The sequence below is a fragment of the Flavobacterium sp. GSA192 genome (genome assembly GCF_006386525.1).
GTDB lineage: Bacteria > Bacteroidota > Bacteroidia > Flavobacteriales > Flavobacteriaceae > Flavobacterium > Flavobacterium commune.
Genome location: NZ_VAHC01000002.1, coordinates 584673 through 597884 on the forward strand (window position 1 = coordinate 584673; position 13212 = coordinate 597884).

General features: G+C 34.7%; 10 protein-coding genes. 7 read left to right on the forward strand and 3 right to left on the reverse strand.

The window, feature by feature from the left end:
* Window positions 1-86: 86 nt before the first annotated feature.
* Window positions 87-2477: a ribonucleoside-diphosphate reductase subunit alpha gene (locus tag FDM27_RS06500; RefSeq protein WP_140485656.1), complete on the forward strand. Its 2391-nt coding sequence runs from the start codon at window positions 87-89 to the stop codon at window positions 2475-2477.
* A 181-nt stretch (window positions 2478-2658) separates the two neighbouring features.
* Window positions 2659-3156, forward strand: coding sequence for an RDD family protein (locus FDM27_RS06505; protein ID WP_140485657.1), 498 nt, complete (start codon window positions 2659-2661; stop codon window positions 3154-3156).
* Window positions 3157-3161: 5 nt separating this feature from the next.
* Here FDM27_RS06505 and FDM27_RS06510 read toward each other — a convergent pair whose 3' ends face one another.
* A complete protein-coding gene (locus FDM27_RS06510) occupies window positions 3162-4910 on the reverse strand; it encodes an ABC transporter ATP-binding protein (RefSeq protein WP_071184663.1) in 1749 nt (582 codons plus the stop codon).
* Window positions 4911-5024: 114 nt separating this feature from the next.
* Here FDM27_RS06510 and FDM27_RS06515 point away from each other — a divergent pair, with 114 nt between their 5' ends.
* The 3 genes from FDM27_RS06515 (at window position 5025) to FDM27_RS06525 (ending at window position 7396) form a co-directional block, all read left to right on the forward strand.
* Window positions 5025-5312, forward strand: coding sequence for an ArsR/SmtB family transcription factor (locus FDM27_RS06515; RefSeq protein ID WP_071184664.1), 288 nt, complete (start codon window positions 5025-5027; stop codon window positions 5310-5312).
* 74 nt (window positions 5313-5386) lie between these two features.
* The gene (locus tag FDM27_RS06520) at window positions 5387-6136 is read left to right on the forward strand and encodes an SDR family oxidoreductase (RefSeq protein ID WP_140485658.1); all 750 of its coding nucleotides are present in this window, start codon (window positions 5387-5389) and stop codon (window positions 6134-6136) included.
* Window positions 6137-6370: 234 nt separating this feature from the next.
* Entirely contained in the window at window positions 6371-7396 is a 1026-nt protein-coding gene (locus FDM27_RS06525) for a DUF2971 domain-containing protein (protein WP_181161642.1), read from the forward strand.
* 233 nt (window positions 7397-7629) lie between these two features.
* Here FDM27_RS06525 and metE read toward each other — a convergent pair whose 3' ends face one another.
* Window positions 7630-9954: a 5-methyltetrahydropteroyltriglutamate--homocysteine S-methyltransferase gene (metE, locus tag FDM27_RS06530; RefSeq protein ID WP_140485660.1), complete on the reverse strand. Its 2325-nt coding sequence runs from the start codon at window positions 9952-9954 to the stop codon at window positions 7630-7632.
* 155 nt (window positions 9955-10109) lie between these two features.
* Between metE and FDM27_RS06535 the strand changes: the two genes are divergently transcribed.
* A complete protein-coding gene (locus FDM27_RS06535) occupies window positions 10110-10571 on the forward strand; it encodes an Lrp/AsnC family transcriptional regulator (RefSeq protein ID WP_071184668.1) in 462 nt (153 codons plus the stop codon).
* Window positions 10572-10761: 190 nt separating this feature from the next.
* Window positions 10762-12108: a deoxyguanosinetriphosphate triphosphohydrolase gene (locus FDM27_RS06540; RefSeq protein WP_140485661.1), complete on the forward strand. Its 1347-nt coding sequence runs from the start codon at window positions 10762-10764 to the stop codon at window positions 12106-12108.
* A 3-nt stretch (window positions 12109-12111) separates the two neighbouring features.
* On the opposite strand, the gene FDM27_RS06545 is transcribed toward FDM27_RS06540, so the two are convergent.
* Complete coding sequence (locus FDM27_RS06545) at window positions 12112-13185, reverse strand: DUF3078 domain-containing protein (protein ID WP_071184670.1); 1074 nt, start codon at window positions 13183-13185, stop codon at window positions 12112-12114.
* Between the last annotated feature and the right edge of the window lie 27 nt (window positions 13186-13212).

Sequence of the window (13212 nt, forward strand, 5' to 3'; positions counted from 1 at the left end):
GCTTTAATGCCTGTCAGGCAAAAAACAAAGATTACAAATAACCAAAAACAGTGAAGGGATTCCCTGTTTTACAAAAACCAAAACTTATGTACGTAGTAAAAAGAGACGGCCACAAAGAGCCAGTAATGTTCGACAAAATCACAGAAAGAATTAAAAAACTTTGCTATGGTTTAAATGATTTAGTGGATGCCGTAAAAGTGGCCATGCGCGTGATTGAAGGATTATATGATGGAGTTTCTACGTCAGAGTTAGATAATTTAGCAGCCGAAACTGCGGCATCGATGACTATTGCGCATCCGGATTATGCACAGTTAGCAGCGAGAATTGCAATTTCGAACTTGCATTCGAATACAAAAAAATCATTTTCGGAAACAATGACCGAAATGTATCATTATGTGAATCCAAGAAATGGTCAGGAAGCTCCGTTAATTTCAGATGAAGTATTCAAAGTAATTCAGGAAAATGCAGCTTTCTTAGATTCTCATATTATTTATACCAGAGATTTTAATTATGATTATTTCGGTTTCAAAACTTTAGAGCGTTCTTATTTATTGAAAATAAACGGGAAAATTGTGGAGAGACCGCAACATATGTTAATGCGTGTGGCTGTTGGAATTCACTTAGATGATTTACAGGCTGTTTTAGAAACTTACGACTTGATGTCTAAAAAGTTTTTTACGCATGCAACTCCTACCTTGTTTAACGCAGGTACGCCAAAACCTCAAATGTCTTCTTGTTTCCTTTTGGCAATGCAGGATGATAGTATTGACGGTATTTACGATACTTTAAAGCAAACGGCTAAAATCTCGCAATCAGCGGGAGGAATTGGACTTTCTATTCATAATGTTCGTGCTACAGGTTCTTACATTCGTGGTACAAACGGAACTTCAAACGGTATTGTTCCGATGTTGAGAGTATTCAACGATACAGCTCGTTATGTAGATCAGGGTGGTGGGAAACGTAAAGGTAGTTTTGCGATTTATATCGAAACTTGGCATGCTGATATTTTCGAATTCTTAGACTTGAAAAAGAATACCGGAAAAGAAGAAATGCGTGCAAGAGATTTATTTTTTGCCATGTGGACTTCTGATTTATTCATGAAACGCGTACAGGAAGATGGACAATGGACTTTAATGTGTCCTAACGAATGCCCGGGATTGTATGATGTTTATGGAGACGAATTTGAAGCGATGTACATCGACTATGAAAACCGTGGAAAAGGTAGAAAAACCATTAGAGCGCGTGAATTATGGGAGAAAATCCTGGAATCTCAAATTGAGACAGGGACACCATACATGTTGTACAAAGACTCCGTTAACCGTAAATCAAACCAAAAGAATTTAGGAGTTATTCGTTCGTCTAACTTGTGTACTGAGATTATGGAGTACACTTCTAAGGATGAAATTGCAGTTTGTAACTTGGCTTCGCTTTCATTGCCAATGTTTGTTGAAAACGGCGCATTTAATCACGAAGCTTTATTCAATGTAACGAAACGTGTAACCAGAAACCTGAATAAGGTTATCGACAGAAATTACTATCCGGTTCCTGAAGCAGAAAATTCTAACCTTCGTCATAGACCGGTTGGTTTAGGAGTTCAAGGTTTGGCCGATGCTTTCATTATGTTGCGTATGCCGTTTACAAGTGAGGAAGCTAAAAAATTAAATCAGGAAATTTTTGAAACCTTATACTTCGCTGCTGTTACCGCTTCTATGGAAATGGCTAAAGAAGAAGGACCTTATTCTACTTATGCGGGTTCTCCAATTTCTCAGGGAGAATTCCAGCACAATATGTGGGGCTTGAAAGATGAGGAATTATCAGGTCGTTGGGACTGGGCTTCATTAAGAAAAGAAGTGATGGAACACGGAGTTCGTAACTCTTTATTAGTAGCGCCAATGCCTACTGCTTCGACTTCTCAAATTTTAGGAAACAACGAAGCTTTCGAACCATATACTTCTAATATTTATACCCGTCGTGTGTTATCAGGAGAATTTATTGTAGTAAACAAACATTTATTACATGATTTAGTAGAACGCGGATTGTGGAATGAAAGTTTGAAACAAGAAATTATGCGTCATAATGGATCAGTTCAAAACATTGATATTATTCCGCAAGACTTAAAAGAATTGTACAAAACCGTTTGGGAAATGTCAATGAAGGATATTATTGATATGTCTCGTCAAAGAGGATATTTTATTGACCAGTCACAATCATTGAACTTGTTTATGCAAGATGCTAATTATGCTAAATTAACATCAATGCACTTCTATGCTTGGCAATCTGGATTGAAAACAGGTATGTATTATTTAAGAACTAAATCGGCTGTAGATGCAATTAAATTTACTTTAAATAACGATAAAAAAGAACAGCCAGTTGCTGAAGAAATAAAAACAGAAGCGATTGATATTGAAGATTATAAAAAGATGATTTTACAAGCCCAAGCAGGCGGTCCGGAGGATTGCGAAATGTGTGGAGCGTAATTTTTTAGAGAATAGAATAAAGAACAAAGAATAAAGAAAAACAGCTATCGTAATGATAGCTGTTTTTTTTGGTTTTAATCGAAAAACATAAAACTCGCTTTCTTTCTTAGTTAATAATTCCTTATATTTGAGTAAGTTAATATTGTTTAAAGATTCTTTTTTAACACTAAATACGATAGTCATGAAAAACGAAGGATTTACAATAACCAATGATTTATACGCCACCCAATTTCAGCGTTTTCTTAATCTTTGCATCGATTTAATGTTTATTTATATCATTGTTTTAAGTTTAGGAACCACAATTATTTTAGTGGCTTTGTCGGCTAATAATTTTGCTCTTACTAATTGGGTAGAAAATATGGCTATTCTGGAAGTTAGTTTTTATTCAGCGATAGTCGCCTTTTTGTATTATTATTTTACCGAAGTTTATTTTTCCCGAACTATTGCCAAGTTAATCACACATACTATCGTTGTTAATGCTGATGGTTCTAAACCTTCCGGAAAGCGTTTTTTTATTAGAACCTGTTGCCGTTTTATTCCTTTTGAAGCTTTTACTTATTTTGGAGAAATTCCAAGAGGATGGCATGATTCTTTTTCGGAAACCTATGTGGTTAAAAAACGCAAGTTGAACAAAATGAAAAAAGATTTGAATACGCTGACCAATGCTGTTGAAGCTTAGTTGGACTATTTTCTTTCACCAATTTGCTGTCTCCACATGGCATAATACAAGCCTTTTTCTTCTAATAAATCAAGGTGTTTCCCCTGTTCGATAATTTCTCCCTGTTCCAAAACAAATATTTTGTCAGCGTGCATAATCGTGGACAAGCGATGTGCAATCAATACGGTAATTTGATCTTGCTTAGAGGAAATACTTCGGATTGTTTTGGTGATTTCTTCTTCGGTAATCGAATCTAATGCTGAGGTAGCTTCGTCAAAAAGCAGTAAATGCGGATTTCTAAGTAAAGCTCTGGCAATAGATAAACGTTGTTTTTCTCCTCCCGAAACTTTAACACCTCCTTCACCAATAGTGGTGTTGATGCCGTTTTCGGCTCTGCTTAATAAATTCTGACAAGCCGATTTTTGCAAAACATCATTGATTTCTTCGTCTGTAGCATTTGGTTTTACAAATAGTAAATTGTCTTTTATCGTTCCCGAAAATAATTGAGCATCCTGAGTTACAAAACCCAATTGTTGTCTTAATTCGGTTAGGTCAATGTCTTTGGCGTTTTTTTCATTGTAAAAAATAGCACCTTCAGCAGGATTGTACAATCCAACGAGCATTTTTACCAAAGTTGTTTTTCCGCTTCCCGATGGACCAACAAAAGCTATGGTTTCTCCGGCTTCGGCTTCAAATGAAATGTTTTTCACGGCATAAGTATTCGCACTTTGATGTTTGAAAGAAACATTTTGAAAACTCAAATGATTGATAGCACCGATCGTTTTTGGGTTTTCAGGAGTTTCTTCACTTTTAGAATTCATCAAATCAGCAAAATTATCCATAGACGCTTTTGTCTCGTTATAAGTTGCAATCACATTTCCTAATTCCTGCAACGGATTAAACAAAAAGAATGAAAAGAACATTAACGTAATCAGGTCACCGGGTTTGATGATGTCTTGAAAAATGAACATATAAAGCGCAAAAACCAGACTGGTTCTCATAAAATGCACCGTTGTACCTTGTATAAAACTCAACGAACGGATAAAACGCACTTTTTTGAGTTCTAATCCAAGGATTTTAATGGTAGTAGCATTTAATCGGTTGACTTCCTGTTCGGTCAATCCTAAGCTTTTTACCAATTCGATATTTCGTAAAGATTCAGTAGTAGCTCCGGCTAAAGCGGTCGTTTCGCCCAAAATTTCTCTGGAAACTTTCTTGATTCTTTTTCCTAAAAACGAACTGATATAAGCAATTACAGGAACAGTTGCCAGGAAAATTGGGCCTAAAAGCCAATGAATACTTGCGGCATAAACCACAACAAACACAATACCGACTATTGATTGAAAAATCAACGAAATGGCCAGAGTGATGAATCTTTCGCAATCAATTTTTACCTTTTGAAGTTTACCTAAGGTTTCTCCGCTGCGTTGGTCTTCAAAGTCCTGAAAAGGCAATTGAAGCGCTTTTTGAATCCCATCGGTGTACATTTGAGCACCTGTTCGCTGAATGATGATATTGGTAAAATAGTCCTGAAAGTTTTTGGCAATTCTGGAAGCCATTGCAGCTCCTAATGATAATAAAAGCCAACCCGAAACCGCTTTGATAAAGTTCCCCTGATTGTGATTGAAATTGGCAACCCCAACGCCGCATTCATTTAATAACTTACCAATGATTATCGAATCATATAAAGAAAAACACTGGTTGATGGTGGCTAAAAGTAAGGCAATATATAAAAGTGTCTTATGTGTTTTGATGTAACTGTATAAAATTTTCATAGAGAATGTTTTAGAGAGATAATTCAAATTTGGATTTGAATTAAAGAGGTAACAAATTTATAATATAAATCGAAACATTTCGATATATTAAAAATATATTTTTATCTTTGCCTCATGATTACCGAATTGAACATAAAACAAGTTGAGAAAATTTCTAAAGCACTAGGAGATCCCTATCGTTTGAAGATATTGGATATGATTAGTAAAAGAAAGGATTTTATGCAATGTTGTGAAGTTTCAGAATGTTTTAATTTGGCACAATCTACCATGTCTCACCATTTGAAACAATTAGTAGAAGCTGAATTATTAGTATCTGAAAAGGAAGGACGCAATTTGAAATTTGTTATCAATAAAGAAATATGCGATGCTTATAGTCGTTATATTTCTAATTTAGGCTTTTAGCCTTTTTTTTAATTAAATAAATCGAAATATTTAGATATTTAAATACTTGCAATAATTAAAATATTATAAAAAAAATGAAAAAATTAGAAAACAAAGTAGCTGTTGTCACAGGAGGAAACAGTGGAATCGGATTGGCAACAGCAAAATTATTTGCAGAACAAGGTGCCAAAGTGGCGATAACAGGCCGTAATAAAAAGACAATTGATGAAGCGGTTTTCGAAATTGGGAATGCTTCGATCGGTTTGGTAAGCGATGTTTCGGATATAAACAATATTGACACCACCTATGGAACGGTTAAAGATACTTTTGGCAAAATTGATGTATTGGTAGTGAATGCCGGTGTATTTATTGCGGCACCTTTAGCAGATTATACCGAAGAAATGTTTGATCAAACCAGCGATATCAACTTCAAAGGGGTTTTCTTCACCATTCAAAAATCCTTGCCGCATCTAAATGATGGTGCTTCAATTATCATTACGGCATCTACAGTAGCCCACAAAGGTTTTGCAACTACTGCAGCCTATTCAGCTTCAAAAGCAGCCGTTCGTTCGTTAGCAAGAACCTTATCAGCCGAATTATTGGATAGAAATATTCGAGTGAATGTACTTTCGCCTGGACCAATTGACACACCACTATTTGCAAGAGGAGGAGCTTCAGAAGAAGAAGCAAACGGAACAAAAGCCTATTATGCTTCAGGAATACCGGCAAAACGTTTGGGAACATCAGAAGAAATGGCCGAAGGGTTCCTTTATCTGGCCTCAGATGATTCTAAATTCATGATAGGAGGAGAATTATTACTTGACGGAGGAGCAGCTACCTTATAAAAGTTTTAGTTTATTATTTGTTTTAAAAACGAAAAGCTCTGGTTGAACACTTAGTCAATCAGGGCTTTTTTATTGCGGTGTTTTTACATAAGTTGTAAGAAAAAAAATAATATATTTGAAAAAGTAAAACGAAATAAAAACTTTGTTAATCTGCCTGATGTTGGGTGTGTATATGACAGTTATATATGAGTTATGTGATATTTTATGACAAACAAGGACGATTTAATAAACTTTTTGATTAAAACCGAAATCCCCGATGATTTAGATTCAAAAAAAGAGTCCAAAATTGTTAGTGATATTTTTAAGTATTGCTGGGATTTAACACCTGAAAATCTATACAGGTATCGTTCATGTAATGAAAATAATTTTAATGCTTTAGAAGGAAATAGATTTCTATTATCCAAACCTACTTTATTTAATGATCCTTATGATTCTTTATTATTTATAAATAGAGAAAAAATAATCAATGACCTTACTAATGATAACGATTATGACGTAGTTGAAAAGTTAAAAAATGATACAGATTTTAAAAAAAGTCAAATTGATCTTTTGGGTAAGGATTTTATTGAAAAATTTTCCACTTTAAAACCATTTAAAAATCTTGAGGAAAAAGAAGTTTATAAACAGATATCAAATATAAGTTGTACAAAATTTGCCGACAAATTAATAGACGAATCACTTAAAGCTATGAAACAATCTTCTTTAGTTGCTTGTTTATCTGAAGATTTTGAATCTATTCTAATGTGGTCACATTATGCTGATAATCACAAAGGATTTGTATTAAACTACAATTTTAAATCACGTTATTCAATTGATACAGGAGTATCAGGAGTAAAAGCGACTGAATTTTCGGATAAAAAATTATTCCCCGTCAGGTACTCAGATGAAAGGTTTGATGCTACACATTATGTTGAATTTCACTTTATTGATAATTATTTCAGAAGTATTGGGTTAAAATTAAACAAACCTTTTTTTGATAAATTATTCTATTACAAGATATTACTTTTTAAATCAACAGATTGGATTTATGAAAAAGAATGGCGAATAATCAAACAAACTAACATTGATTACAATGATAAAAAACCAGATGTTGAATTTATACAAAATATTAAACCTGTAGAAATATTATTAGGTTCAAAAATTGAAGAAAAAAATAAAATCAGACTTTCGAAAATAGCAGAAAAGAAAAGGATACCTATTTTTCAAATGAGATTAGAACCATATTTAAATAAATATAAATTAACCAAAACTCATTTGTAAACATCATAATATAGCTGCACCCTCTGGCGCTCGTTTTCAACGAGTGCCTATTTAAATATAAAGACCAATCGTAGCGTTTTAAACGCGGTTAAGAAATTAAAAGTTTTTTGAATAAGAGATTTATCAATTACAAAGTAAAAGCGTGAATCCTTTCGCATTCAATCAATACATTAAAATCAAAAAGCCTTCTCAAATTAAATTGAGAAGGCTTCTTTGTAAATAAAGAAAATGAATCAAGCAAAAACTGTATTTTCAGCAGCCACGCGCATTTTTTTAGCAGCGGCAACCATTTCAATTAAAGCTTTTTTTGTTTCTTCCCAGTGGCGGGTTTTTAAACCACAATCAGGATTTACCCATAATTGGTCGGCAGGGATTACCGCAGCCGCTTTTTCTAATAAATGTACCATTTCTTCGTTTGAAGGCACACGTGGCGAGTGGATGTCGTATACTCCAGGTCCAATTTCGTTTGGATATTTAAAATCGGCAAAAGCATCCAGCAATTCCATTTGCGAACGGGAACATTCAATGGTAATTACGTCGGCATCCATATCGGCAATATTTTGAATAATATCGTTGAATTCACTGTAGCACATGTGCGTATGAATCTGAGTGTCATCGGCAACTCCGCTGGCAGAAATTCTGAAAGCTTTAATAGCCCAATCCAAATAAGCTGCCCATTCTTCTTTTCGCAAAGGCAATCCTTCACGAATGGCTGGTTCGTCAATTTGGATGATTTTAATTCCGGCTTTTTCCAAATCTACTACTTCATCACGAATGGCAAGCGCAATTTGAGTACAGGTTTCTGAGCGCGATTGATCGTTACGCACAAACGACCATTGCAAAATTGTAACCGGTCCGGTCAACATCCCTTTTACCCATTTTGGAGTTAAGGATTGTGCAAATTCAGCCCATTTTACAGTCATTGGATTCGGACGGGAAACATCTCCGTAAATAACCGGTGGTTTTACACAACGGCTACCATAACTTTGTACCCAGCCGTTTTTAGTAAAGGTAAATCCGTCTAATTGTTCCCCAAAATATTCCACCATATCGTTGCGCTCAAATTCGCCATGAACTAAAACGTCAATTCCTGATTCTTCCTGAAAACGAATGGTTTCTTCGGTTTCTTTTTCCAATAAAGTATCGTATTCGTATTGTGATAATTCGCCTTTTTTAAATTTAGCTCTCCAGCTTCTTACTTCGGCAGTTTGTGGAAAAGAACCAATAGTTGTTGTTGGGAATAGCGGCAATTTTAAAGCTTCAATTTGTTTTTCTCTTCGAACAGCAAATTCGTTTTTACGTTGAGCGTCTCCGCTTGTAATACTGGCAACACGATTTTTTACTGCTTCGTTGTGAATTAATTTCGAAGTTTTTCGGTTCTCGTTAGCGATGGTGTTTTCCTGATAATGAGCCTGGTCATTTTCGGTGATTTCTCCGGAAGCTAAATTTTGAAGCACTACTATTTCTTCGATTTTTTGTTTGGCGAAAGCCAACCATTGTTTGATTTCCGGAGTTAGCGTTTTGTCGTTTGTTTCCAAATCTAAGTCGCAAGGTGAGTGGATTAAGGAACAAGAAGGTGCAATTAAAACACGGTCATTTCCTATTGCAGCTGCTGCTTTTTCGATTAAAGCTAAAGATTTTTTGAAATCATTTTTCCAGATGTTTCTACCGTCAACAACTCCCAAAGAAAGTTTTACGTTATTGGCTAATTTTCCGGATTCCAAAATATCGTCTAATTGCGAAGGGCAACGCACTAAATCCAAGTGTAAAGTATCAACAGGCAAAGCCAAAGCGGTTTCCAGATTTTCTCCAAAACAGTCAAAATAATTAGCAAGAATCACTTTTAAGTTTGGAAAACGTTTGTTGATTGCATTATATACTTTTGTGTAGGTGTTTCTTTCTTTGTCAGTAAGATTAAGGGCAAGAAAAGGTTCGTCAAGTTGGATGTAAGTTGCACCTTGTGCTTCTAATTTTTCTAAAATTTCGAAATAAACAGGCAATAAAGCATCGATAAGATCAATGCGGTTAAAACCTTCTTCTTTTTCTTTTCCTAATAATAAATAGGTGATTGGCCCAATTAAAACTGGTTTTGTATGAATTCCTAATTGCTTAGCTTCAATGAATTCGTTGATTATTTTTTCTGAGAACAAAGAAAACTGTTGGTTTTTAGTGAATTCAGGAACGATATAGTGGTAATTGGTGTCAAACCATTTGGTCATTTCCATTGCAACAACGTCTTGTCCGTCTTTTTGCGAACCTCTTGCCATAGCAAAGTATAAATCTAAAGCCGGTTTTGTTTTGGCAATTTCGGTATAACGTCCGGGAATAGCTCCTAATGTTAAAGTCAAATCCAAAACCTGATCGTAGAAAGAAAAATCATTTGACGGAATCAAATCAATTCCGGCTTTGGCCTGTAATTGCCAATTTTCTTTTCTGATTGTTGCGGCTGTAGCCAATAGTTCTTCGGCTGAAATCTTTCCGGCCCAGTAGAGTTCACTGGATTTTTTTAATTCTCTATTGCTTCCAATTCTAGGGTAACCTAAATTATTTGTTTTCATTTTTATCAGTATTTATTACTGAACAAAGGTATGTTTGTAGATTTTAATACTTAAATTTGGTTGTTAATTAAGTAAAATGAATGGTTTTTGTGTTTTATTTCAGGTTTTTATTCTGATAATAAATCGTAAAAACAACTTTAGCAGTAAAATATTCTATGGAAAATTTAGACAACACCGATTTACAAATATTAAAACAGCTCCAACAGGACTCGAATATTAGTATAAAAGACCTGGCAGCTAAATTGTTTTTGACGGCAACTCCCGTTTATGAACGTATCAAAAGATTGGAACGAGAAGGTTATATTATGAAATATGTGGCTTTATTGGATAAGAAAAAGCTCAATCGAGGAATGACCGTTTTTTGCAATGTGCGTTTGAAAGAACATGCTAAAAATGTGGGTGCTAATTTTGTAAAAGATATTGTGGCACTTCCCGAAATCATAGAATGTTATAACATAGCGGGGGATTATGATTTTATGCTGAAGATTTTAGTTGCCGATATGGCGAGCTATCAGGATTTTGTAATGAATAAATTGTCAACTATCGAGAATATCGGGAATACCCAAAGTGTTTTTGTAATGGGCGAAATTAAACATAGTACCGAATTGAGTTTTTAAAATTTAAAGGTTAAACCATTAAGGATTTAAGGTTTATTAAGCTTAAATTTTCTAAATTTCTTAATGGTAAATCAAATGTTTTAATGTGACATGGTATTGCAGTTAATCAATCATTTTGTTTAAAATAAAATGTATTTTTGGGTTTTTAAATCTGAAATTATAATTCGTTAATCTTCAATCAGAAATCAACATGAACTGGGAACAACTTTTATCTTTAAAACGACAAGGTGATACAAGCAAACGATTAAGAATAGAGCAGGATGACACCCGTTTAGGTTTTGAAGTTGATTATGATCGTATTATTTTCTCGGCTGCTTTTAGAAGTTTACAGGATAAAACTCAGGTTATTCCTCTTTCAAAAACAGATTTTGTTCACACCAGATTGACACATAGTTTAGAAGTTTCGGTTGTGGGACGTTCCTTAGGGCGTTTGGTTGGGAAAAAAATTATTGAGAAATATCCTTATCTAAGAGAGGTTCATGGTTTTCACATGAACGATTTTGGAGCCATTGTCGCAGCGGCATCTTTGGCACATGATATAGGGAATCCTCCTTTTGGGCATTCGGGCGAAAAGGCTATTGGAGAATATTTTTCGAAAGGAGCAGGGCAGAAATACAAAGAGTTTCTGAGTCCAAAACAATGGCAGGATTTAATTGATTTTGAAGGGAATGCCAATGGTTTTTCGGTAATGACATCCAGTCGTCCCGGAATTGAAGGCGGACTCCGAATTTCGTATGCCACTTTAGGTGCTTTCATGAAATACCCAAAAGAGAGTTTACCTAAAAAACCAACCCGAAATATCTCTGATAAAAAATACGGTTTCTTTCAGGCAGATAAAGCTTTCTTCGAAGAAGCGGCAAAAGATATGGGTTTGATTCCAAATAAAACTGGGGATGATATTGGTTTTGAAAGACATCCTTTGGCTTATTTAGTCGAAGCAGCAGATGATATTTGTTATACCATTATTGATTTTGAAGACGGAATTAATTTAGGTTTGGTTTCCGAAGATTTTGCTTTGGAATACCTGATTAAATTGGTAAAAGACAGTATTAATACTGCAAAATATAAAACTTTAGAAACTAAAGAAGACCGAATCAGTTATTTGCGGGCTTTGGCAATCAGTAGTCTGATAAATGATGCCGTAAAGGTTTTTATTGCCAATGAAGAGGCAATTTTGCAAGGGAAATTCCCTTTTGCCTTGATGGATAAAAGCAAATATAAAGCGCAAATGGATGATATAATCAAAATTAGTATCGACAAGATTTACCAAAGCCGCGAAGTGATTGAAAAAGAATTGGTAGGCTACCAAATTATTCAGACATTATTGGATAAGTTTATTACGGCTTATGACAACAAATTCAATGAAACGGCCTCTAATTATGATAAACTAATTTTGAAATTATTACCTGAAAAGCACAATCTGGAAAAGGAAAATCTTTACGATCGTTTGTTGCATATTTGTCATTATGTTTCTTTACTTACCGATGGAAATGCACTGGAATTATACAAAACAATAAACGGAAGCAAAAAAAGTTAAGTCTTAAAAAGCGTAAGTTAACCCAACGCCCAGTACTTGTTTTAATTGCACTTTAGGACCTTCGGTAACCTGAACTCCTGCTACTTCGGTTTTGTTTTTGATATCATCGTCGTATAGAATTCGGGTGCCGATATTGGCTTTTACATATTGGTTGACAACCAGATTTAAGGCTAAATCACAATCCACATCAACGTTACCAAATTTGTTTACATAATCAGAGTACAGACTTAAACTGTTTACAAAGATTACGTTTTTGTAAATCTCTTTTTTGTAACGATTGGTAATTAAAAAACCTAATTCGTTTTTAGATCTTTTCCCTTTTGTAATTATATTTCCTTCGCTGTCATAAATGGCTTTTTCAACACCAAAAGCACCTTTGTCGGCTAATTCCTGATCCCAAACTAAGGTGGCTTTGTAGGTAAAAGGAGAGAAGTAAATTACACGACTTTTTGATTTTGTACTATTCTCAGCACCAAAACCAAGAAACATATAAGCTGGAGCAAAAAGTCTGGAAATAGGATTTTCTTTATTAGGATATTTGTATCCATTGGTCAACTGGGTGTTGAAATTTAGCTTAGCCGAATGAAACCAGTTGCTCTCCGGATCATGTCTGTGTCCAAAGGTAGAATTGAACTGGAAAGCATCATCTGTTTTACGAACTTCAATTCCGTCCTGTTTGTTCATTCCGTATCTTACACTAAGTTCGTTCACCCATTTTACTAATTTGTTGTCGTAGGTTCTGTTAAAATCGCCTTTAAGCAATCCTGAAATGGAACTGGTTCCACCGGCACTCCAGTTAACAAAAGCTATTTCGGAAATGTCAAATCCAAGTATGTTTTTCTTAGTCCAATGAGAAGGGAGTTTTTTTTCAGGCTCAGGCAGAGCAACTTCTCGGGCAAAACTGTATTTTAGTTTTGCCGGAGGCGGTTTTCTGTAAAAATTATCGTTTAATACTGGAAGAATAATCTTTTTTATCGTATCTGTTTGGGTTGAGTCACTAACCGATTGTGAAAAAACAGGAATAGTAATTGTAAATAAAAATGTAATTATAAAGAAACGGATATTTTGTGCTTTCATTCGTAAATTGAAATTTTGGGTTGCGCA